This is a genomic window from Reichenbachiella sp., assembly GCF_965223055.1.
Lineage (GTDB): Bacteria > Bacteroidota > Bacteroidia > Cytophagales > Cyclobacteriaceae > Reichenbachiella.
Map to the genome: position 1 here is coordinate 279,735 of NZ_CBDCVM010000003.1, position 24,266 is coordinate 304,000.

At 39.7% G+C, this 24,266-nt stretch carries 21 protein-coding genes; 9 read left to right on the forward strand and 12 right to left on the reverse strand.

The features are described from left to right. Positions 1-88: 88 nt before the first annotated feature. The 3 genes from ACOQO5_RS01670 to ACOQO5_RS01680 form a co-directional block, all read right to left on the reverse strand. Positions 89-2,410, reverse strand: coding sequence for a DNA topoisomerase 3 (locus ACOQO5_RS01670; RefSeq protein WP_420579943.1), 2,322 nt, complete (start codon positions 2,408-2,410; stop codon positions 89-91). Positions 2,411-2,488: 78 nt separating this feature from the next. Beyond that, complete coding sequence (locus tag ACOQO5_RS01675; protein WP_420579944.1) at positions 2,489-2,974, reverse strand: YchJ family protein; 486 nt, start codon at positions 2,972-2,974, stop codon at positions 2,489-2,491. 17 nt (positions 2,975-2,991) lie between these two features. Further along, on the reverse strand, positions 2,992-3,906 hold the full coding sequence (locus ACOQO5_RS01680; protein ID WP_420579945.1) for an alpha/beta hydrolase: 915 nt from the start codon (positions 3,904-3,906) through the stop codon (positions 2,992-2,994). 94 nt (positions 3,907-4,000) lie between these two features. Between ACOQO5_RS01680 and ACOQO5_RS01685 the strand changes: the two genes are divergently transcribed. The 3 genes from ACOQO5_RS01685 (at position 4,001) to ACOQO5_RS01695 (ending at position 8,613) form a co-directional block, all read left to right on the forward strand. Further along, positions 4,001-4,714: a DNA alkylation repair protein gene (locus ACOQO5_RS01685; RefSeq protein ID WP_420579946.1), complete on the forward strand. Its 714-nt coding sequence runs from the start codon at positions 4,001-4,003 to the stop codon at positions 4,712-4,714. Between the two features lie 123 nt (positions 4,715-4,837). Next, a complete protein-coding gene (locus ACOQO5_RS01690; RefSeq protein ID WP_420579947.1) occupies positions 4,838-7,240 on the forward strand; it encodes an ABC transporter permease in 2,403 nt (800 codons plus the stop codon). A gap of 134 nt (positions 7,241-7,374) precedes the next feature. Continuing rightward, on the forward strand, positions 7,375-8,613 hold the full coding sequence (locus ACOQO5_RS01695) for a hypothetical protein (RefSeq protein WP_420579948.1): 1,239 nt from the start codon (positions 7,375-7,377) through the stop codon (positions 8,611-8,613). Between the two features lie 53 nt (positions 8,614-8,666). Here ACOQO5_RS01695 and ACOQO5_RS01700 read toward each other — a convergent pair whose 3' ends face one another. Beyond that, positions 8,667-9,206, reverse strand: a complete 540-nt coding sequence (locus ACOQO5_RS01700) for a DUF2911 domain-containing protein (RefSeq protein WP_420579949.1) — start codon at positions 9,204-9,206, stop codon at positions 8,667-8,669. 147 nt (positions 9,207-9,353) lie between these two features. On the opposite strand from ACOQO5_RS01700, the gene ACOQO5_RS01705 reads away from it, so the two are divergent. From ACOQO5_RS01705 to ACOQO5_RS01720, 4 genes are all read left to right on the forward strand, one after another. After that, positions 9,354-10,481 (forward strand): hypothetical protein, encoded by a 1,128-nt coding sequence (locus ACOQO5_RS01705; RefSeq protein WP_420579950.1) that lies wholly within the window; start codon positions 9,354-9,356, stop codon positions 10,479-10,481. 128 nt (positions 10,482-10,609) lie between these two features. Continuing rightward, positions 10,610-11,269: a ribulose-phosphate 3-epimerase gene (gene rpe, locus ACOQO5_RS01710; protein WP_420579951.1), complete on the forward strand. Its 660-nt coding sequence runs from the start codon at positions 10,610-10,612 to the stop codon at positions 11,267-11,269. A 100-nt stretch (positions 11,270-11,369) separates the two neighbouring features. After that, the gene (locus ACOQO5_RS01715) at positions 11,370-13,046 is read left to right on the forward strand and encodes a glutamine--tRNA ligase/YqeY domain fusion protein (RefSeq protein WP_420579952.1); all 1,677 of its coding nucleotides are present in this window, start codon (positions 11,370-11,372) and stop codon (positions 13,044-13,046) included. Positions 13,047-13,118: 72 nt separating this feature from the next. Beyond that, positions 13,119-13,832 (forward strand): hypothetical protein, encoded by a 714-nt coding sequence (locus ACOQO5_RS01720; RefSeq protein WP_420579953.1) that lies wholly within the window; start codon positions 13,119-13,121, stop codon positions 13,830-13,832. Positions 13,833-13,842: 10 nt separating this feature from the next. On the opposite strand, the gene ACOQO5_RS01725 is transcribed toward ACOQO5_RS01720, so the two are convergent. The 5 genes from ACOQO5_RS01725 to ACOQO5_RS01745 all read right to left on the reverse strand — a co-directional run bounded on the left by ACOQO5_RS01725 (position 13,843) and on the right by ACOQO5_RS01745 (position 20,921). After that, the gene (locus tag ACOQO5_RS01725) at positions 13,843-14,157 is read right to left on the reverse strand and encodes a hypothetical protein (RefSeq protein WP_420579954.1); all 315 of its coding nucleotides are present in this window, start codon (positions 14,155-14,157) and stop codon (positions 13,843-13,845) included. 236 nt (positions 14,158-14,393) lie between these two features. Beyond that, positions 14,394-14,756, reverse strand: coding sequence for a response regulator (locus ACOQO5_RS01730; protein ID WP_420579955.1), 363 nt, complete (start codon positions 14,754-14,756; stop codon positions 14,394-14,396). Positions 14,757-14,775: 19 nt separating this feature from the next. After that, positions 14,776-15,387: a chemotaxis protein CheC gene (locus tag ACOQO5_RS01735; protein ID WP_420579956.1), complete on the reverse strand. Its 612-nt coding sequence runs from the start codon at positions 15,385-15,387 to the stop codon at positions 14,776-14,778. A 573-nt stretch (positions 15,388-15,960) separates the two neighbouring features. Further along, entirely contained in the window at positions 15,961-17,550 is a 1,590-nt protein-coding gene (locus ACOQO5_RS01740; protein ID WP_420579957.1) for an amidase, read from the reverse strand. A gap of 140 nt (positions 17,551-17,690) precedes the next feature. Next, positions 17,691-20,921, reverse strand: coding sequence for a TonB-dependent receptor (locus ACOQO5_RS01745; RefSeq protein ID WP_420579958.1), 3,231 nt, complete (start codon positions 20,919-20,921; stop codon positions 17,691-17,693). A gap of 253 nt (positions 20,922-21,174) precedes the next feature. On the opposite strand from ACOQO5_RS01745, the gene ACOQO5_RS01750 reads away from it, so the two are divergent. Next, positions 21,175-21,726, forward strand: coding sequence for a hypothetical protein (locus ACOQO5_RS01750; RefSeq protein ID WP_420579959.1), 552 nt, complete (start codon positions 21,175-21,177; stop codon positions 21,724-21,726). Between the two features lies 1 nt (position 21,727). Here ACOQO5_RS01750 and ACOQO5_RS01755 read toward each other — a convergent pair whose 3' ends face one another. From ACOQO5_RS01755 to ACOQO5_RS01765, 3 genes are read right to left on the reverse strand one after another with little or no spacing between them, the layout of a single operon-like run. After that, positions 21,728-22,000 carry an acylphosphatase gene (locus tag ACOQO5_RS01755; protein WP_420579960.1) on the reverse strand — a complete coding sequence of 91 codons (273 nt, stop codon included), beginning with the start codon at positions 21,998-22,000 and terminating at the stop codon, positions 21,728-21,730. A gap of 1 nt (position 22,001) precedes the next feature. Beyond that, on the reverse strand, positions 22,002-22,664 hold the full coding sequence (gene deoC, locus ACOQO5_RS01760; RefSeq protein ID WP_420579961.1) for a deoxyribose-phosphate aldolase: 663 nt from the start codon (positions 22,662-22,664) through the stop codon (positions 22,002-22,004). An 18-nt stretch (positions 22,665-22,682) separates the two neighbouring features. After that, positions 22,683-23,033, reverse strand: coding sequence for a hypothetical protein (locus ACOQO5_RS01765; protein ID WP_420579962.1), 351 nt, complete (start codon positions 23,031-23,033; stop codon positions 22,683-22,685). 104 nt (positions 23,034-23,137) lie between these two features. On the opposite strand from ACOQO5_RS01765, the gene ACOQO5_RS01770 reads away from it, so the two are divergent. Further along, complete coding sequence (locus ACOQO5_RS01770) at positions 23,138-24,232, forward strand: amidohydrolase family protein (RefSeq protein WP_420579963.1); 1,095 nt, start codon at positions 23,138-23,140, stop codon at positions 24,230-24,232. Positions 24,233-24,266 lie beyond the last annotated feature (34 nt).

Below are 24,266 nucleotides of genomic sequence, written 5' to 3' on the forward strand. Positions count from 1 at the left end.
GGTTGGATGCAGTAGAAGGCCGAAGGGGATTGCCGCGTCGATTATTTTGCCTATCGGCAAAATACTCTCCTCGCAATGACGAGGTATATCAAACTTTCCCACTTATAATCTCCAATACCAACTCCTTTGACAACGGCCTGCCGTCGGCTTTGGCTTTGATGTCGTCGAAGGAGAAGCGGAAGTCGCAGCCTGCTTTCCACTGATCACAACCATAGGCAGTTTGGCCTCGGATGATGGTGCCTTTGCCGCACTTGGGGCAAGGTGGCATTTCGGACTCCTTCCTTTTTGGCTTAGGAGATTTGTTTTCAAACTCGACTTGAAAAGTATCTGTTAGTTTCAATACCCCTTCGACTTTCTCCCCCTCCAATACAAAGCCTTTGATCTTTGTGGTGGCTTTTTTCTCTACCAATCTTTTGACCTGATTTTCGGTGAGTTTCTTGTCCATAAATACCAACGGCAAGCGCAAGTCGCAGCCCTCCTTCCAGCCACTACATCCGTAGGCGGATTGGCCTTTTAGGATATGTCCTTTTTTGCACTTTGGGCAAGTCATGCCTACGAGCGAGGTTTTTTTCTTGGCGGCAGGCTTCTTGGCTTTGGTAAGTGAGACAGGCTCCAGTCGGGGCTTGCCCGTTTCCATTCTGACCTCGTACACCAGATCATCTACCATCTTTTTCATGTTGATGATAAAGTCTCTGGCGCTAAAGGCGCCGTCTTCGATTTCCTTGAGTTGCTTTTCCCACTGGCCGGTGAGCTCTGCAGATTTGAGCAGTTCGTTTTGGATGGTCCCGATGAGTTGGATGCCCATTTCAGTGGGAATCACTTGCTTCTTTCGGCGCTGGGTGTATTTTCTTTTGAAGAGGGTCTCAATGATATTGGCTCGGGTAGACGGTCGGCCTATACCATTGGCTTTCATCAAGTCGCGGAGTTCTTCGTCTTCTACTTGTTTACCCGCAGTCTCCATGGCGCGCAAGAGCGAGGCCTCGGTGTAAAACTTAGGCGGCTTGGTTGTTTTCTCTATAAATGACGGTTCATGTGGTCCTCGTTCTCCTTGTTTGAAAGTAGGCAGGATATTGTCATCCTCTTCCTTGTTTTCATCGTCAGATTCTTCCTCTTCCTTCTTTTTCTTTTCTTTTGGAAACAATATGCGCCAACCTTCTTCTAAGATCTCCTTGCCTTTAGCTACAAACTTCACTTCCTCTACCTCAGCACTCACTTGAGTTTTTGCCACCTGGCAATCCGGATAAAACACAGCCAAAAACCTACGAACGATGATATCGTACACTTTGCGCTGATCGGCGTTCAGTGGTTTCTCCTCTCCTGTCGGGATAATGGCATGGTGATCGGTTACTTTCTTGTCGTTGAATACCTTGGCAGATTTTCTAATCTTGCTGCTCAGTATTAATTCAGTAAACGAGGCGTATTGTGTTAACCCCTTCAAAATATCTGGCACCTTGGGATACATGTCGTTGGGCAGAAAAGTGGTATCTACTCTGGGATAGGTCACTACTTTCATTTCATAGAGCCCTTGCACCAACTTCAAAGTAGCCTCTGCTGTAAACCCGAACTTATTGTTACAATATACCTGTAGGGCTGTAAGGTCGAAAAGCTTAGGCGCATACTCTTTGCCTTCTTTTTTTTCGATATTCGTAATCTCCAGGTCCTTTCCGGAAATTTGATTCAGCAGTTTTTCTCCCTCTTCCTGATTTTGAAACTTCCCTTCCGTGGAATTGAATTTGGTATCGCGATAGAGGGTTTGCAGCTCCCAATACGGAGTTGGCTTGAAGTTCTCAATCTCATGGTGGCGATTGACCAACATGGCCAGGGTGGGCGTCTGTACCCGGCCGATGGACAGCACCTGTTTGAAACCACCATACTTCAAGGTGTACAAGCGAGTAGCATTCATACCCAACAGCCAATCGCCAATGGCTCTCGAACTGCCCGCATAATATAAGTTGTCAAATTCATCCGCAGATTTGAGTTGATCGAAGCCCGTCTTGATGGCCTCTGTAGTCAGCGAGGAGATCCATAGTCTTTGCACCTCTCCGCCATATTTGGCCTGCTTGATCACCCAGCGCTGAATGAGTTCGCCTTCTTGCCCTGCATCCCCACAGTTGATTACTACCTCAGCTTTGTCCAACAATCCTTTGATGACATTGAATTGCTTCTTCACACCGCCATCGTCCATGATTTTGGTTTCAAACCTATCCGGCAGCATCGGCAGTGTATTCAAGTCCCAGCGTTTCCAGTGGGGCTTGTAGTCTTCGGGTGGATAGAGCGTACAAAAGTGTCCGAATGTCCAAGTGACTTGATATCCATTACCCTCGAAGTAGCCATCCTTTCGGTCTTTGGCACCGATCACCTGAGCGATTTCTTTGGCGACACTGGGTTTTTCGGCGATGCAGACTTTCATGGATGGATTCAAGCTTTTAGGCTAATGAAATTTTCTAATTGAATTTCAAATTAAGTCAGATTGAGATTAAGAACTAGCCTATCCACAACACTTTTTATATTTCTTCCCACTACCACAAGGACAGGGGTCGTTGCGATGCACTTTCTGCATGATGTCCACTTCTTTTGGGTTGATTTTTCCGTCAAGGTAATACCATTTACCCTCGTCTTTATGAAAATTGGAACGTTCGTGATGCACTTGTTTTTTTCCCTTAGCGTCAGTAAAATAAGCCTTAAACTCAACCACCCCTATCGTATCAGATACACTGCCGTGCTCCACGCTGACAATCTCCAGATTCGTCCAGGTGTTTTCTTTCGACCATTGTTTGATGCTATCAATGTTGTATTCTGAGCGATGCTTTTGATGGGTAGTATCATGGAGGTATTGCGCATGACCCATGCTATATGCGGTATATCTTGATTTCATGAGAGCCAGAGCCGTTTTCGCCGACTGCGATTTGATCGCCGCACCGCAGCATTGATCCAAATGATTACTTGACCCACAGGGGCAATTTGTTTTTGACATGTATTTTGAGGTTTATTCTAATTCGCAAGTTTAACCACAAACTCTCTGATAAACTTCCAAGCCAATTTGCTTTCATCCAACCAGGGTAATGTGAGTGGCCAATCATGCTGCATACCTTTACCTATATGCAATTCAGCAGATACGCCAGCGGCTTTGGCACCTTCATATACTCGTGTGGCATCATCCAATAATAGCTCGTTTTCACCAGCCAACAAAAGCATAGGCGGGAGCTCTTGAAATTCGCCAAACACTGGAGAGACATATGGCAATTTACGTTCATCTTCTCTTGAATAATAAGTTGCCCATTGCTGTAGGTGGTTTTTAGTAAACCATAAATCTTTTCCCAGGTTGGTTTCTACTGACTTTCCTGCACAGGAATGATCCGTCCATGGAGATATCATGATCACTCCTTGAGGCAATGTTTCTCCTGAGTCTTTCAATCTCAACAACAAACTGAGCGTAAGTCCTCCGCCTGCAGAATCACCTGATATGAGCAACGGGTAATTGCCGTACTGCTGCAAAACCCACTGCCACGCAGCGAAGGCATCATCTTGCGCTGCCGGAAAACGATGCTCCGGCGATCTCCTATATTCAACAAAAACAATTTTCGCTTTGGTGTGATAGCTCAAACGCATCATGCGGTTTCTGTACGAATCAGCACTGCCAATGACAAAACCTCCCCCATGAAGATAAAGAATAACGGAGGTGAAGTCCTCTTGCGCACAGACCGTCTCAATCTTCAATTGGCTTTTTTCCAAAAAAACATCTTCGAACTTTACATTTGTATACTTGCGTTGAATAGACGTACGGGACTGCGAGCTCCACTTTTCAAACCTGCGCCGCATCAACTGTGGATTGGTATGCGCCCCATACAACGTGCTTGTAAATAGTCCATATCCTAATAGCGACAACCAGCGAATGAATGACTTCATTTTATCAAAGACGTTTGTTTATGAAGTAAGAAATTACACAATAAAACATTCACCATCAAACCATTTAGGTCACGATTTCTTATAGGTTTACCCTATGAATAAACTTCGAACCAAGACTGAAGTGTTGAGCGCTCTACAACAGCTCGCAGACCCGGCAAAAACCCTTTTTAAGGAAAACAAGTATGGGATCAAAACCAGCGACAGTTTGGGCATTTATCAAAAAGACCTAAAGGCGCTAGCCAAACAGATTGGAAAAAACGACCAACTAGCCCTCGACTTGTTTCATACTGGTCTCTATGAAGCTCGTTTGTTGGTTCCATTACTTTTCAAGCCCAGGTCCATAACCTCTGATCTAATTGATCAATGGATCGCCTGCTTTGATACCTGGGAGATATGCGACTCCTTTTGCATGAGCTTCATCGGTCAAAGCCAGTACTGCTATGACAAGATATTCGAATATGTGACTAAGGAAAGTGAATTTCAAAAAAGAGCTGGGTTTGTAATGATGGTAGGCCATCACTTCGGACACAAAAATGCTCGCAATGAGGATTTTCAAAAGTTTTTTCCGCTTATCAAAATAGGATCAGAAGATGAACGCAACTTCGTGAAAAAAGCTGTGAATTGGGCTCTACGAACTATTGGCAAAAGAAATAGAGATTTGAATCAACTGGCGTTAAAAACGGCTCATGAAATCTTACAAATGGATTCAAAGACTGCTCAATGGATTGCGAAGGATGCAATTAAGGAATTGGAATCACCGAAAGTAAATATCCAAGATTACCCACGATCTATCTACCGACCTAAATAACCGTTTGTGTATTTATAGGTTTGATTTCACTTTTTGACCTTCGTAATCGACCATTCGTGTAAAACAGACAAAAGATTTGATCTTGATTCGTTCACTTTATAACCAAACTCAAGAATACAACTCATGTTAAAAAATTACTTTCTGGTTGCCTTTCGCAGCCTGCTCAAAGACAAATTTTACAGTTCTATCAACGTACTCGGGCTTGCCCTAGGGATCACTTGTTGCTTACTCATCATGATCTACGTAAGTGACGAGCTGAGTTACGATCGCATACACAGCAAAGCAGAGCGTATTTACAGGATCAACGAATTTATGGAAGACGAAAGTGGCGGTGAAAGATCATCCAGTCTGCCCTTCCCCGTCGGCCCAACGCTGGCAGCTGAGTATCCCTCCATCGTAGAGACTCAGGTACGTCTTTTCGACTATCAGTCGCCTACGCTGATGGTTGAAAATAAACTGACCAACAAAGCTTTCAATGAAAGGCGAATGTTCTTTGCTGATTCCACTTTTTTTGATGTATTTGATTTCGAATTGATCAAGGGAGATAAGAGCACAGCACTTGACGAACCAAACGATCTACTCATTACCGAAACCATGGCCAAAAAGTACTTTGGCAATCAAGATCCAATAGGAAAAATTCTTCGATTCCAAAATGAACGAGACTTGATCGTAAAAGGCATCTTAGCCGATACTCCTCACAACACTCATTTTCAATTTGATTTTATTGGTTCGATGGGTTCGGTTCGCCAGGGATTTGGCGGCAGGCTGCCTCGAACCTGGTACTGGAATCCGTGTTGGACGTATCTGGTGCTGAAAGAAGGGGCAACAAAGAGTGATCTCGAATCTTTATTTCCAGACTTTATAGTCAAATTTTTCCCAGACTTTATGCAGGGTGATGTCGTCATGAAGCTTCAGGCACTAACGGATATTCACCTGACTTCAGACCTGGAATTCGAAATTCAGCCTAACAGCAGCGAAAACAACGTCTATGTATTTTCTATAATAGGAATACTGATTCTATTCATTGCCTGCTTCAACTATATGAATCTATCAACAGCCAAGTCAGCCAAACGCTCTAAAGAAGTCGGTATTCGCAAAACACTAGGCAGTAAAAAGAGATATCTCATTTCCCAATTTTTACTTGAGTCTATCATTATCACAGGGATCGCCGTCGTAGTATCTTTACTATTTTTCTGGTTGATTTTACCATCATTCAATGCATTTACTGAAAAGTCCATTGGTCTAGTCATGCTATTTCAGCCCAAAATTTTACTTGGATTGTTGGGAGTGGTGCTATTTATCGGCGTCGGTGCAGGCATCTATCCCGCTTTTGTGCTAAGCTCTTTTTCTATTATCAAGGGGCTGAAAGGCACGCAAAAAGGCAGTAGTAGTCGTTTACGTCAGACCTTAGTTATTATACAGTTTTGCCTTTCAATCATCATGATCATAGGTACTTCAGTAGCGGTCAATCAATTAGACTTCTTGAGGCAAAGCGATATCGGATTCGACAAAGAGCAAATCTTGTATATATCAGCACAGAGAACACCCATGGTGCAACGGTATGAAGCATTCAAAAAAGAAATCACCAGGCATTCTGACATTGAATACGTTACTGGTGTAGTCGACGCGTTGGGAGCCAGACATCAAGGGGATAACTTTAGGTTAGAAGGCATGGAGCGATCCACTCTGTTTTCGGTTTTCTGGCCTATGCACGACTTCTTTGAGACCTTCGGATTGAACATAGTTCAGGGCCGAGGCTTCAAGAAAAACATTCTCTCGGATGATACAGCGGCCGTGGTGATTAACCAAGCGATGTGTCGTCGGATGAATTGGCGAGACGATGAGGCCATTGGAAAAAGCTGTGAATACAACAATCGGCAAGGACGAATTATAGGAGTTGTAGAAGATTTCAATTTCGCTTCCAAGCATCGCAATATTGAACCATTGGTGATCCAACCAAGAAATGACCCAAGAAATTTCAACTTCCTGGTAAAATACGTGGCTGTCAAAATGAACACTAAAAATCTGAAAGAAACACTGGCCTTCGTGGAAGGCAAGTGGAATGAATTCGCCCCGGGCTGGCCATTCGACTACTTTTTCTTAGAAGACGAATTAAATACCCTTTACAAAGATGAAGATAAATTGAGCAAGGTAGCCAGTCTCTTCTCCGGATTAGCTATTGTGGTGGCTTGTTTGGGTTTATTTGCCTTGGCCTCATTTACCGCCGAACAACGTAAGAAAGAAATTGCTGTACGTAAAGTTCTAGGCAGCACAGTGCCTCAAGTGGTTTTATTGCTGTCAAAGGATTTCACCAAACTAATTACGATAGCCTTTGCGATTGCTTGTCCTCTGGCTTATTTCTCCATTGATAGTTGGTTGGACAATTTTGCCTTTCGTGTCTCTATGAATCCATTGGTTTTTGTCTTGGCTGGCATTTGCACTTTAGGTATTGCGCTAATCACTATCAGTCTGCAGTCTTATAAAGCAGCCTCGGCCAATCCATCAACTGTATTGAAATACGAATAAAGAAAATAGCATAGTTTGGTATAATGAGTGAAGCGTCCCGAGGAGTCGGGGCGCTTTTTTGCCATTCACGTAATAAAGAAAACCATAAAACTATTTTTCAAGTTTAAGATTAGGAAGTCACCAAATCAAAAACCTTGGACCAAAGATCAACACTCGAAAATTGTAAATCTCAAATAGAAGACAAACTCAATTGGGGTTCTTCAGACCATTGGCAAAATCAGGAGTTTGAAGAATTGAGTCAAATCATTTTTTATAAAACTGGAGTTAACCTGAGCCATACTACGCTGAAGCGGGTTTGGGGAAGAGTGAAATATGAAAGTCAGCCAAGTATCAGCACTCTTGATGCTTTAGCCAAATACCTGGGTCACTCCAGCTGGTCGGCGTATAAAAGAGCGCAAGCAACCAGCCACCCGTCCATAAAATTCAAATTATCCATTCTCAAATCAAAGCAAGCAGTTTTGGCACTTGCGCTAGTGATTTTAATAAGTTTTAGCAGTTGGTATATCGTCACTAACAACCTGAAAGACACCTCAGCGTTGTCTGCCCAATTGAATTTTGAATCTTCGTATACTTCTAAAGGACTGCCCAATACCGTGATTTTCACATTCAATGCCAGTCACATCGAAGCCGACCAGTTAATCATCCAACAATCATGGGACAAGCGGAAACGCATAAGCGTTAGCAAGGACCAAACCACAGCCACTTCTGTGTATTATTATCCTGGCTATTTTAGATCCAAATTTGTGGCGGACGAAGTAGTACTGAAAGAGTCTGACGTGTACATTCAAACTGAAGGCTGGATGGCCACAATCAATTCAGATCCCTATCCCATCTATCTAAATGATGGTGATTTAGTAAAATCCGAAAAACTTACTTTGGCATCCAGTGGTTTGAGCCGACTTCAAAAGGCTGAAAAACCTGTAGGATTTCACTATTACAGCCCGGAAAAACGCATTTCCGGAGATGAGTTCAACTTTGAAACCAGGATCCGCTATCGGCAGGAAAACCAAAACTCTCCATGCAAATTCACGAAGGTAGTCCTTCATTTTTCAGAAGGAGCATTTCTGATTCCTATCGTAATCCCAGGGTGTGTTGGAGAAATCGGCCTGATGGCCATGGACACTTACCTTTCCGGAAAAGAGAACGATCTCTCGGCTTTAGGCCTTTCACTTCAGGATTGGCAAATCATCAATATTTCAAGCCATAACAAAACATTGAAAGTATCTATGGGAGGCCAGATGATTTCTGCTCAATATGAAATGAACCCTGGGTATTTGGTAGGTGTGAGTTATCAGTTTGATGGGGTAGGTGAAGTGGACTACCTAACCCTAGCCAACACTAAAACCAGTTGGGATTTTGACGAAAAGTTTTAAGAAAGAAAGCGGCCATAACCATACCGCCTTCCTAACTCAAAAAAACATTTTCTCTAATAAGTCAAAGGAATAATTATCTCTACGTTTTCCCATGCCATCAACAAACTTCCCTTGCCATCGTTTCCGGCAAAGGCCATTCCAAATGCCTCTCTGCTTTCATTAGCCGATTTCACAGGTACTTCAATGCTCAATACATTCTTGGAAGCGTCATAATCATAGGCACCCCAGGTATAGAGGTTAGAATTGAAAATTACAGTCCAAGAATCAGCTGATGGAATGGCATACATGGTATAATTTCCTTTTTTAAGTTTCTTCCCTCCAAAAGTCATATCTCGGTATAGATTGATTTCCGTACTTTGATTAGCTCCCAGACGCCACACCTTTCCATAAGGCACCTTCCCACCAATCATAGTTCTTCCCTTTTTTGAAGGTCTGCTATAAATAATTCTGGCAGCTGGGATGGTACTTTGCCCATCAGGTCGAAATACGGCAAGATCTAATGGACTTTCGTCCAATGATCTGATTTCTTGGGCTTGAAGAGTTGTGCACAATATTAAGCCAAGGACTGATAAAAAAATGTTATTCGTTTTCATGTCTTGTATTTTGGTTTTACAAAAACAATACTAAAAAATCCACAGTCTAATAACCATTCAAATTCGTTCAATCGTGAGCAATTTCATTCCTACAAATACTTCTTTATTATTGATTATAATTGCGGGTATTTTAAACCAATTTCAACCATGAAAAGTATATTTTTCATATCTCTTACAAGCTTGATTGTTTTCTCATCCTGTAGCATCTTCGATAATGAATATGAAGAACATCTTATTTTGACATTTGAAGGCTATACTTTTTATGAGCCACTTATGTTAATTACTGATGTAGATGGCCGGCTTTTGGATTCTGCTCGTATCACAAAAGAAGTTACCAACTTTTACTCAAATAGATTCCCTGAAAAGATCACAGCTTCAGTTGTTTATCGTTTTGATAATTTCATCGACATTCGATCATATTTTCATATAAAAACTGGTGATACGTTGAATACTATCTTGCCGGAAACTGCTGCTTCTTCATCTATAAATCTAGATGTTGATGATATTCTCACACCATTCGTGGTCCATGGCAATGGAGTTCCAATCAAATCTTACGATGTTGAATACTCTGCAAATGATCCCGTAGAACTTAGCTCAGAAAGTTCCCTCAGCTTCATTCACTATGACGGTAAAAAAATGTACTTCAATATATTTGAAAACATCTCTACTCAACAGCTAAGAATTACTTTAGAAGATTTGGAAGAGATGGCTTTTCAAAAAATCACATCTCCACAGACTTGGTACTTGAGTGCGGTTAAAGTTCCTTATGCAAATAGTAAAATAATGCATAACGCAGCATTGGATCCTATCTTTTACAATGATGGGCTTTTCTACCCTAAAGATTTTGACTACTATCTAACCAAATTTACATTCCCTTCCGAAGATCCAAAAGAGCATTATAATTACAACATTTACGGAGAAATACCTAGTTCTATCCAATCGTTAGATATTGGAGAAATTAGCTTACCACAAAGTGCGTCCCACTTTCATAGTTCTAGTTCAAATCCAGAAGTCGATGTAGTAATCACTCAAATGGGAGATGCTGATCATTTGAATTTAGTTAAAATCATAGGCCCAAATGATGAAAACTTGGCCACTTCAGAATTGGTTGACCTTGTAAAAGAGATTTATCCAGAGAACAATTTTAATGTAGATATACTTGAAATTATAAGCCTCTACGATTATAAAGACATTTCGTATGACGAATTCATTGACCAGTTTTCTGGTAATGAGGAACTAGAGTTAACCCACCAACGGTATACAAAGTATTATTAGAATCTTTATTATGTATCGAGGTATAGGTATTGAATAGGACGATTAAGTCTTAGTTTTTCAAAAAGTTTCATACCTGCAGAACAATTTATGCATATTTGAGAAGCTATATTTGCATCAAAAAAAGCCCCATGCCCAATTCAATCAAAATAGCCCCATCCTTACTTTCAGCAGATTTTTCTCGCCTCGGCGCCGATATCGAAATGGTAGAAAAAGGTGGTGCGGAAGTGATTCATTATGATGTAATGGATGGTCACTTTGTACCCAACCTTACCATTGGCCCTTTGGTTTTGAAAGACATTAGAAAATGTACCAAACTACCCATCGACGTACATTTGATGATTGAGAATCCTGACCAATACATTCCAGATTTTGCAAAAGCTGGAGCAGATTGGATCAGTGTGCATGTAGAAACTTGTCCACATTTGCATAGAACCATTCAGTTGATTAAAGAGTTAGGCAAAAAGGCCGGTGTAGTGTTAAATCCTCATACACCATTGAGTAGCATTGACGAAATACTCCCAGAAGTAGACTTTGTATTGATCATGTCGGTTAATCCTGGATTTGGTGGACAGAAACTAATCCCTTCTTGCATTGATAAGATTGCCAAACTGAAGGCTACTCTTAAAGAAAGAAACCTTGAACATATATTTATCGAAATCGATGGAGGAGTAAAGTTGGATAACTTAAAGACAGTCATTGATGCAGGTACTGAGGTAGTCGTATCAGGCTCGGGTATATTCAACACAGAAGACCCTATTGCCACCATTCAACAGATGAAAGAAGTTTGATCTCCTAAGATCAATTGGGTAAAAAGGAGAAACTATTCTGACAAAACGCAATTCCCGACAGTTAATAATTCACTAAAATTGCATTCCAATTTTTAATAATATGAGTAGCGAGAAAGAAATTAAGGCCCCTACGCTCAACTTCATTGAGCAAATGATAGAAAAGGACCTGGCAGAAGGAAAACACGACGGAAGAGTATTGACGCGATTCCCTCCTCACCCAAATGGCTATTTGCATATTGGCCATGCCAAATCCATTTGTCTAAATTTCGGACTTGCACAGAAATACAATGGAAAATGCAATTTGAGATTTGATGATACCAATCCTGAAAAAGAGGATATTGAATACATCAACTCCATCAAAGAGGATATCAAATGGCTTGGTTTCGACTGGGACAACGAATTTTATGCCTCAGATTATTTTGATCAACTCTATGAATTTGCTATCCAACTGATTAAAAATGGAAAAGCCTACATAGATGACAATTCTGCTGAGAAAATCAGCGAAGAACGTGGCACTCCTAACAAACCAGGTATACTTAGTGAATATAGGGAAAGACCAGTTGAAGAAAACTTAGCCTTATTCGAAGCCATGAAAAATGGCGAGGTTGAAGAGGGTATGCGGGTGTTGCGAGCAAAGATCGACATGGCATCTTCTATCATGCAAATGAGAGATCCTGTGATTTACCGTGTAAAAAAAGCAAATCACCACAGAACAGGAGGCAAGTGGTGTATCTATCCTACTTATGACTTTGCTCATGGGCAGTCCGATGCTTTTGAAAAGATCACTCACTCCCTTTGTACATTAGAGTTTGCTTCTCACAGACCTCTTTACGATTGGTTTATCAAAGAATTAGATCTTTATCCTTCTAAACAAACGGAGTTTGCAAGGCTAAACTTGAGCTATACGGTAGTAAGCAAAAGAAAACTGAAAGAACTCGTAGAAAATGGTCATGTAGAAGGTTGGGACGACCCTCGAATGCCTACTTTGGCAGCCATTCGAAGAAGAGGATATACACCAGAGTCAATTAGAAACTTTGCTGCGAAAATTGGCGTAGCCAAAAGAGACGGAGTAAGTGATGTGGCTTTGCTTGAGCATAGCGTCCGTGAAGATTTGAATAAAAAAGCAAATCGCGTATTGGGTGTGCTAGACCCAATCAAATTAATCATCACTAACTACCCAGAAAACGAAACAGAATTGTTGCCTGCCGTGAACAATCCTGAAGACGAATCTGCTGGGAAACGAGAAATTCCATTTGGCAGGGAACTCTATATCGAGCGTGGTGACTTTATGGAGGAGCCTCCGAAGAAATTTTTTAGGTTGGGGCCGGACCGAGAAGTTCGCTTGAAATATGCTTACATCGTAAAGTGTACAGGCTTTAAGAAAAACGATGCTGGAGAAATCGAAGAAGTGTATGCTGAATACGATCCAGAGACCAAGAGTGGACATGATACTACGGGCAAGAAAGTCAAAGGAACTTTAGGTTGGGTATCTGCACCGCAAGCAGTCGATGCTGAGGTTAGGCTATATGACAGGCTATTTGCCACGGAAAATTTGAATGATATTGATGATGATTTCAAAAATCATTTAAACCCAGATTCATTGACTATTAAAGCGAATGCCAAAGTGGAGCCATCTGTTGGTGAAATGTCACCGAGTACCCAATTTCAATTCGAAAGAATGGGGTACTTTATAATAGATAAAGATTCTAAGTCTGGTAAACCTATAATCAATAGAACGGTCACTCTTCGCGACAATTGGTCCAAGCAGAATAAGTAGAAAATATAGTGTGATTCTTCTATTGGATTGTTTTTAATTAAATTATCTAATTAACAATTCAATAGAGGAGCTATGAAAACTGCCTATTTATTTCTCTTAATTTGCCTGAGCTATTCAACATTTGCTCAAGAAGGCTCCTCTAATGACTGGATCAAAGTACTGAGCTATGGTGCCAGCAACCAATCAGAACAGAAAAAAATTTCATTCGAGGAAGCCAAACAGCGTCATGAACAATGCACACCTTCTGAATTTGCTAACGCTAGTATAACACTAAGCAACCAGACCATAGCAGAAAACGTCGTTGTTAAATATGACTTTAAAGAGAAGGTTCTTTTGGTTCGTCGAGAAGATTACGTACTTGTGGGAGCACCGAATATGGTGAGACGAATTGAATTTGAAAATCCGCAATTCAAGGAATTAATCAATGTTATGGAACTTGGACGCAGCTATGGCAGGCGAGGCTTCTATTCGGTGTTGACCCATAACAACAAGGACTACCTAGTTAAATATCATACTTTTGAGCAAAAAAAAGTAATGCCCAACTCAAGCGTTACTACAACTGAAGTATATAAACCTCTTGAAGAAGAACCTGAATACTTTGTAAACGAAGAAATACTTCTAACTAGAAATCAGGAACTTTTCGTATTGGAAAACTTCAAACCAAAGACAATTTCAAAATTTGACGAATTGGCAAACAATCTTAAAAAGTATGTCAAAGAAGAAAAACTCAAATTTAAGAATGAGTCCGACATCACCAAGTTCGCCACTTATTTGTGGTCCTTATAATCAATTTTTCCTATCCTGTCGTTTGTAGGTTGGGGGCTAAATGACGGGCTACAATGTCAGAAAGATCCTCTCTACTACAAACCTGATCAATTCCTCTTTTAATCAGCATTTGATCTATGAATTCATCGTTTGAATAGGTTACGGCGACTAATTCAATTTTGGGGAATCTAGTCTTGAATTTTTCGATTCTATCAATGATCCCGGGTGAGTACACCGATAAATCAATTATCACTAATTGACGGTCCATTAGCGAATGAACAGATGACAAATCATCAACTACTCGCACCTGCAAATTACTGCGTAACTCAGCAAGTTCTTGCTCCAACCTACGCACTATCAGATCGCTATTACTACCTATTAAAATTTCATTCTCCATGCTCCACATCTCTCTACCTTTCAGAATGCAATGAAAGCCGATTTTTACACTACAAACAATAGTAAAAAAACTGAAATAGACATTTAGGAGAATTTCTTATGCATGCATAATACCTCTATAATTTGGCATAAAAAAAGCCATCCCAATTACTATCGGGATGGCTTTCATTGTCTCTTTATTTATTATCAGCCTACTACTCGATTGACAACATCAATAAGGTCATCACCGGTAAAAGGCTTCACAATATAATCTGCCGCTCCTAATTCAATTCCTTCATTAATGACGGATTGTTGGCCTACAGCACTTACCATTACTACCTTGGCATCCAAACTCTGACTTTTGAATACTTTAAGAATATCGGTCCCGATCATATCTGGCAATATATTGTCCAAAGTGATCAAATCAGGATTCAATTCTAACGCAAGGTCTATAGCTGTTTCGCCATTTGGTGCTTCACCTACTATCTCATAGCCTGCTTCTGTTAGCGTATCCTTGATCAAGGTACGCATATAAGCTGAATCATCTACGACTAATACTTTTTTGCCCATTATCGTGGTATTTATATAATTATTTACTTAACGCTAAGTTCTTTATTTTTTGAATAAACTCCTCTTCCAACAACCAAATGAAATCAGACTTAATGTCTATATCATCTGTATGGAAAACAGAGCTAAATTGAATCAGTGGACTCAAAGTCACAGATTCTGCATGGATATACTTATTTACTTCACCAGCTTCCATAACGTGCAAAGATGGGACATTTCCATAAATTCCTACATCCAAACTGTTGGCAAATTCAGTAATAACTGAAGCAGCCATAATATTATCTATCTCTTTTAGCAACTCGAGTCTCATGACTTGAGCATCTTCGGTGTCACTATTAATAACACTTTCTGGCAAACATTTTTTATGAATCTTATCTACTTCTTCACTTGTGAATATCAAATGACAAATACCTTTTAGTTCACCAGCCAATTCAGTTCTCAGAATATGAATTCGATCATCTTTCTTGCTCGAATATTGTGGTTCATTATCCAAGACGGTGATATCAAAGTCCACATTCGTCACCTCAATTTGACTATTAAGGATCATTTTTAGCGAAACAGCCGCTCGATCAAGTCCCCTGTTGATCATTTCGACAGCCACAGCCATTTCCTGATCTGTAAATTTTTCAATCATTTGATTACTCATTTTGGTTGCTCTGTGTTTGCATTCAAGTTGTTTGGTATCCGCTTAGCCATTTGCTGTCGTCCTAGTTACACTATTAAAAATAAGAGGTCTATTGCTTACATCAAAAGATACTTTCCTAAATAATGCGTTATACATTCAAATTGAAAGTCAAAATTACCCAAACATACTGCACCCTACAATTGGTGATTTTACTTAATTTTTAAGATCAATTTTTTAATGGTTTTTCCTAGGCCTTTTCTTTTTTCTTAAGATTATTCAAAGAATTAGCTGATTACATTGATAATGAGCAATACTTTCCAATCATGTATTCTATAGGAATTATTGTACAATAGTCAACTCGGTTGAAAAACCATGTCGCAGCGATCTATTGGCAGCTTTCACATTGCTCCTTTCATGTATAAAACAAATAATTAGTACAGGCAAGATGATCCAAGACTACCATAGGGAATCATTTTCCATACCTAAAGAACAATCAGAATCGTGCAACAAAGGGGTGTTCGCCAAGCAAAAAGAAAAAGCACTCATTACCAAAGACTTTTTGCCTAAAAAGGTTGGTTCAAACTAAGGCAAGTCCAACGAGGGTAACAATTTAGGAACCAATCTCGCTTTAGACTTTTGTTCGAATGCGTAAGCAATAGCAATCAACTCCGGCTCCGTATATGCGGTAGAGAAAAAAGATATTCCGATAGGCAACCCATGTACATTTCCAGCTGGCACCGTAATATTTGGGTACCCAGCCATAGCGGGCATAGACGAACTAGATATCCTATAGTTATCTCCATTCACTTGATCTATCACCCAGGCAGGGTCTCCTGTTGGTGCTACAATCGCATCAAGATTGTATTTTTCTAATGCCAGATCTATCCCGTCTTTTCTTGATATTTTGAGGCAAAGTGCCAGTGCCTTTTGATATTCTTCATCAGACAGGTTCCCTTTAGTTTGTGCCAATTCAAATATTTCTTGTTGAAAATATGGCATCTCCTTTTCTCTATTCTCCTTATTGAATTGAATTAAGTCTTCAATGCTTTTATATGGAAAATCACTCTTCAATCCATTCAAATATGCATTTAAACCATCTTTAAATTCATAAAGCAATAGTTCGTATTCTGAATTACCCAAATAGTGCATTTCTCCCAACTCAACAGAATCCACCAGAATGGCTCCAGCTTCCTTCATCAAAGTGAACGACTCTTCCATTACCTCATCTACTCCTTCATGAAGACCCATAGGCCCTCTAAAAATTCCAATTCGCTTTCCTTTTAGTCCGTCAGCATCCAAAAACTGAGTATAGTCCTGATAAACGACAGCTGTACTGTCCAGAGTCATCTCATCTTCAGGGTCCGTCCCTATTAAGGCTCCCAGAAGTGTTGCTGCATCGGTGAGCGAACGAGCCATTGGACCAGCCGTATCCTGAGTTTTCGAAATTGGAATGATTCCCGTTCGACTCCAAAGGCCTACGGTTGGTTTTATTCCTACAACACCATTTAGTGAGGAAGGGCAAACTATAGAGCCATTGGTTTCTGTACCAATGGTAAGGGCACATAGATTGGCCGAAACTGCTACTCCAGAACCAGAACTAGACCCACAAGGACTTCTATCCAAGGCATAAGGATTGCGAGTTTGTCTGCCTCTCCCACTCCAGCCACTGGAGGATCGTTCCGAGCGAAAGTTGGCCCATTCACTCAGGTTAGTTTTCCCTAAAAGGATGGCTCCTGATTCTCTTAACTTAGAAACTATGAAAGCATCATTTTCTACGGCGCTTCCTACTAGTGCTAAGGACCCAGCTGTGGTTTCCATTTGATCACCTGTATTGATGTTATCTTTTATCATAATAGGGATCCCATGTAATGGCCCCCTTACTTTTCCATCCGCTCTTTCTTTATCTAAAGCAGCCGCAATAGTCAAGGCATCAGGATTTAATTCTATCACAGAATGAAGACCATTCTCTCCTTGATCAATATTTTTAATTCGATCTATGTAAAGTTGACATATAGATACAGCGGTGCGTGTGCCGGACTCCATCAGTGCTTGAAGCTCGGCAACAGTCTTCTCTTCCAGTTCAAAGCCTTTGGACGGTTCTTTTTGGGGCTCGCAAGCGCTCCAGACAAATAAGACAGTAAATAGAATTGGTAATGGTAAACGTAGTTTCATAGGGTTGAATGTTTTAAGCTCGACAGCTATATTAATCCGAAAACCTCAATTAATAAAATGAAACTTTATAAATGGGCATAAAAAAACCTTCCCGATTGCTCAGGAAGGTTTAATCTGTTGTTTTTTAATTCTTTAATCACTTAGTTACCAAAGATGTACCTCACACCAAGTTGCATTTGCCATCTTGAACTTACAAGACCCGAATCATCCTTAGTTAACATGTCTTCTTTTTTAGACGCACCGTCAAATGAGAAGGTAGGAATAGTCTGTCCCCCTTGAGTGATATTGCCTTCATAGTTTAGCAATTCTAAAGAAGTGCCACTACCATTAGGTGCATTATATCTCCTACCCCAATCCTTATTAAGGAAGTTGCTAAAATTGAATATATCAAAAGTAATCTGAAGAGTATTTCTTTTTCCATTAGCCATTTCCAAATAGAAATCTTGCATAAATTTCAAATCTACAATGCTCTCAAATGGAGTTCTTACTTCATTTTTCTCTGCATACCTACCTCTTCTATTTTTCAAATAGTCATCATTTGAAATGTATGCATCCAAGGCTGTCCATTGCTCAGCTGCAGTCATGTTACCGTTGTCAACTAAGACAATTTGACTTTCATTGGCTGGAACAAAAATCAGCGCCCTTTCTCTTGAATCTTCATTAGAAATATCACTATCATAAGTATAAGAGAATACTCTTCCTGACTGCCCATTATAGAATAAAGAAACTGTGGAAGCCATAAAGCCTGCATATTCTTTTCTATAAGACATGTTCAAATTAATTCTATGTCCAGCATCAAAATCAGATCTACCTACGGTCGCATTGTTTCTTCCTTCTAGAGAATAAACTCCTCTCCATTGTGATGAGTTTTGAGAAGATGTACCTTCGAATATAGCTTGAGCAGTACCGTAGTTATAAGAAAGACCCGCCGTCAATCCATTTTCCCAAGGCTTTGTTAATGAAAGCGTGATATTCGCAGTACTTCCCTCACTTGTATTAGAACCAACTATAATTCTAGTGTAACGAGCATCAATTTCGTCCCCTCTATCAAAGATTGGTCGTTTATCTGCCCCTCCAAAGCTTTCTACAGAAGGTTTGAGGTTAACATTTTGATAGAAAATATTGTTTAGTGTTTTAGTATAGATCACCTCAACAGTTCCGATCATACCCCAAGGCAACTTCTGGTCAACAGCTATACTTGTTCTAAACACCTGTGGGTATTTAAAATCATTTGCAAACAAATCCAACTGTCCTTGTGGAGTTGCATCTGTTCCTCCAAAATCTCCAAGCGTTGGTTGATTATCGGGATCAGGATTAAAGCCAGTAAGTGCTGGAGGGAATTGACGAGTTCCTCCAACAGAAACTCCATTATTATTGTACATACCTCCTGGCCATACAAATGGAATTCTACTCGTGAATACTCCAATTCCACCTCTCACTTGGGTAGTTTGATCACCTTTCACATCATAATTGAATCCAATTCTTGGTGCGACTAACAATTGAGCGCCAGGTGCTTTTCCAGATTCCGCACCTTTCAAGTCATTGCCAAAATTTTCGATGGCTGCCTTTGTATTCTCCCAATCAACAGTTTTTGCAGGGTCATCTAAGAAAAATGGAATATCCACTCTGATCCCTCCTGTCAAACGTAATTGATCATTAACCTGGATTTCGTCTTGAACGTAGAAGCCAATTTGCATCGCTTTGAATGCAGCAGCAGCAGACGTTCCATCTCCTGTCACATCATCAACCAATGAATAACTTCTATCATACTGAGTTGGACTATTCGCTAAGAAACCAGCGATATCATCAAATCTATAGGCTCCAAAATTCTGTCTAATAAATACATTATTAATGTCATAGAATTCATTATGTGTTCCGATAGTAATTGTATGCTTCCCTTTATAAATATTAAAATTGTCTGTCAAGGTCCAAATATCCTGTTCCAATAGGTTTGCAGTTGAAAACTGCTCACTTCCTGCTTCTACATCACCAGAACTAATATCTACGTATGGAAATCTAGCACCTAGAGGGTCTCTGTTGTCCCTAACGCTCGTTCTACCTATTACCAATTTATTGGATTTGTCTCCAAAGCTACTATTCAGTTCCAGAGCAGAAGAATTAGTTTTTGATGGAAAGAACACACCGCTATTAGCAAATCTAATTCTTGAAGAGTTCGAATTGCTTGGAGAGAAACTCTCACCATTATTATAACTATGTCTCAATGTAAGTTTGTGCTTGTCATTGATATTCCAATCAAGCTTCACCAAGAATTTTTCCGCTTCTAGTTTTTGAACCACATTCTCATAACTTCCCGGATCGTATCCATAAGCATTCAATTGAGAAATGAAAGCATCCAATTCACCTTGAGTTACACTTCCCGTATAATTTGAAAAATTAAATGGCTGCGGCGTTTCATCTTTTTGCATTTCTGCATTCACGAAAAAGAATAATTTATCCTTAATTATAGGGCCTCCTAATCTGGCACCATATGTCTTCGCAGTAAAGTCATCTAACCTCTTTCTGTCCTCACCATCTACTTCTAAAAACCCTGGCGTCTTACCTGCAAGACTCTGATTCCGCAAAAAGTAGTAAGCAGATCCTTCGAATTCATTGGTTCCACTTCTGGTTACAGCACTAATACTACCCCCTGTAAATCCACTTTGAGTTACATCGTAAGGAGAGACAGCTACTTGTATTTGCTCCATAGCATCTACACTAATAAGAGATAAGCCATTTAATTGACCTCCATTTTGTCCATTGCCTGCTAATCCAAAAACATCATTGCTCATCGCTCCATCTATAAAGATAGAATTGTACCTATTGTTAGTTCCCGCAATAGAAATACCTCCATTTCCTGTAAATGAAGCTTGCGGTGTCAGTCTAGTAAAATCATTCAATGACCTCGAGGCATTTGGCATAGACATTAGCTCCCTGGTAGAGACTGTAGTTTCAGCACCTGTTCTATTTCCATCAAATATTTCACCTTCAGATGCTGTGACAACTACTTCTTGTAGCTCAGTCGCGCCAGAAGATAGAGTAGCATCCATTTTAAAGGTTTGGCCTAGTGTTAAATAAACACCTTCTTTTGAATAGTTTTCAAATCCAATAAATGAAACGGTCAGGTTGTATGGCCCACCAGCCTTCATATTTGGAATTCTATAAAAACCATTGGCATCCGTTACGGCACCATATTTAGAACTTGTAGGTGCATGAATTGCAATAACTGTAGCTCCTGGAAGTTCAGCTCCCTTATCGTCAACCACCTTACCGTTCATACCGGAAGTAGTTACACCTTGAGCCAATAGCACTTGACAACTTAGCAACAAGCTAAAAGTCAGAATTATGCTGGAAAGAAAATTTTTCTGCTTCATAATTGAGAATAGAATTAGTTAATAATGGGTTTCTTGAGTATTGAGTTACTCTAATAAAAATAGTTTATTTAGTTAAGCAATGTGACTTTCCGCTAGAATAATTTAAATATCCTTCGTTCACACCTCTTTTTTATTGCAAGTTTACCAAATCTGGAACATCTGAGTAAATCATATTTTATTATCAAATCATTACCTTTCAAATACGGCGTTTCCTATCTACTTTTGTGCATAACTTGTTAATAAAGCATACATTTTGAATCAGGATATCAACCAGGTTACATTTTTACAAAATTTTGAAAAGGATAAAAACATTCTTCTCAAAACAGCACAAGATCAAATATTCTCTGATCTTGCTCGTCGTTTGGTGGAAATGACTATTCACAAATACAGTATCCATTTTAATCCCTTGGGACTCGTCGATGACACTTTTCAGCAAATCTTAGATTATCAATTTGATAACATTGAAGAGTTAGAGGGTATTTATGAAAACCTTTGTGTAGCGTATAGATACAAATATGGCGACAATCAGCTTGAAATTATCTGGGATGGCAAGTCTCATGAAGAAAAGTATAAGGAAGAATGGGGTGAGACATTCAAACGATGGGTTAACGATCTAACCGAAAACCCTAGTGTCATCAAAGGCATATTACAACTCACAGTTTTCAATGAGAATAAGAAAAACCTCACCTTTGTGAGAAACGCTGTAAAAGGATTCATTAATGACTACTTTGAGATAAAAATCCTGAAAAGAAATGGCGTAAAAAGAGTGGTGCTAAAAGAAAGAATGCTCAAGAAAGCTTCTTAAGTTAAAGGTAAACTACTCGGAAAGAAGACTCTTCTCTAAACGAAATTTCCTGAACTGTCACTTTGTTCACTTCAGACAATGGAGGTCCTTGTTTACACCAAGCAGCAAGTGCTTCTACTTGTTCTTGTATGCCAAAAGCTTCTATTAGCACCTCCCCTGAAGGCAAATTTTTCACCCAACCAGTGACACCTAATCTCTTTGCTTCTTCAGCCGTAGAAGCTCGATAAAAAACACCTTGTACTTTGCCAGACACTAATATTGAACAACCAATCATATTACTCATTTTGGAACTCTTTCATGATGGATACTCCAGATGAGGTGCCAATTCGATCAGCCCCCGCTTTTACGAGACTCTTTAGTTCGGCTAATGTTTTTATTCCACCTGAAGCTTTTATACCCACTTGATTTGAAACATTCTCTTTCATCGTGATAATGTCTTGCATACTAGCTCCTCTAGAAGATAAACCGGTGGATGTTTTTATAAAATCGACACCAGCATCTGAGACTATTTTACAAACATTAGCCAATTCTTCAGTGGATAGTAGAGCAGTTTCCACTATAACTTTAAGTAGCTTATTGTTTTCGTGTGCCAGTTTGGCCGCCTTTGCCATTTCAATTTTCGGCCAATTCATCCCGGATTTGAAAGCCGAGATATTCATCACCAAATCCAATTCATCAGCTCCATCTTGAATGGCTAGTTCAATTTCTTTGATTTTAGATTCCGTGCGCTGATATCCTAATGGGAAACCCACTACGGTAACCAATTGAATATCTGTATTCATCAATTCTCTACTGGCCTTTTTTACCCAGAAAGGGGGGATGCAAATGCCTCTAAACTTGAATCTCTTGGCCTCTTTTATGAGTTGATCTATATCTCGATCACTAAGATCAGTTTTAAGATTGGTATGTTCTATAAAGTTATTTGGTTCTGCATTCACAGAAGAAATATAGCCAAGCTAGTGGACGATTCCACATTCATCACAAAACTTTCGCTTACCCTTAGGCCGTTTTTTTGGCTTTTTTTTATGGCCAAAATAAGTAGGATCAGAGTATTGAGGCTTCTCCATTCCCTTAGCCATTTTGCGATACTTTTTTTTGTTCGCTTTCATTAGTTTCTCATAATCTTTGATACTTTGATCATATTGCTGATTATACGCCTTTTTCGATCCTTTCTTTTTAGTAGAGAAAATTTGGGAAGAAGTCGACGAAGCAGCTTTAACCTCTGATTCTCTAGAAGATTGGGCCGCAGTATCATTGGAAACCAGTAAAAAGAATAATCCTAGAAAGGATAAAGTAAGAATTCGCATAGGTACATTGTAATTTTACAAAATAACGAAAATTAACTCTATTATTGCGCAACTCTCCAAGCGTTTTTTGGTTTACAAAACCATCAAACCCCAAACAAAATTTTATGAAATCAACAATATTACTAGTTACACTGCTTTGTCTATACAAAATTTCGGCTATTGCCCAATCAATGGACTTTGAGGCTTACGACCCGCCTTCCACTCTTGTGGTACCAGTACACGTGATTACTAAAGCGAAATATCCTTTTATTGATGTACACAATCATCAATTCAGAATGAATACTCAGGATCTTGCTCCATTACTTCAAGATATGGACGACCTAAATATGGCAGTAATGGTCAACCTGAGTGGCAGAGGCAGAGGAAGCGACGAGCATTTCGACGGAGTAATGAGAAATGTAAAAGAGAATGCTCCTAATCGTTATATCATTTTCACAAACATTTCTTTTGATAATATAGATGATCCAAATTGGACTAAAAACACAGTTAAACAACTCGAATCAGACATCAAAGCAGGAGCAAATGGGTTGAAAATCTATAAAAGTTTAGGATTGAGACATAGAGACAAGAATGGAAACCGAATTACAGTGGACGACACTAGATTAGATCCTATTTGGGCCAAATGCGGTGAACTAGGAGTTCCTGTACTTATTCACTCTGCAGACCCCAAACCTTTTTGGGATGAGCACGACGAAAATAATGAACGATGGCTAGAGCTAAAAGTGAAGCCCAATCGAAAAAGAGATGCCAATAACCCCGCGTCCTGGGAAAAAATCATTGCAGAACAACATCGAGTATTTGAAAAACATCCAAATACTAAATTTATTAATGCTCACCTTGGGTGGTTTGCCAATGATCTCGAAACACTCGGCGAATTAATGGATAAATACCCCAATATGTACTCTGAAATTGGCGCTGTGATCGCCGAACTGGGCCGCCAACCCAGAGCTGCTAAGGCATTCTTAACCAAATACCAGGACAGAGTGATGTTTGGGAAAGATTCCTATAACAAAGAACAATATTACACCTACTTTCGAGTCTTGGAAACTGCCGATGAGTATTTTCCTTATTATAAGAAATACCATGCCTTTTGGAAAATGTACGGATTGGATTTGGATGACGAAGTGTTGAAAAAACTCTATTATAAAAATGCACTGAAGGTTATTCCTAACATTGATGCTTCTCTATTTCCAGAGTAATATTAAATTGCAAATTATTAGCTAATCCAATACA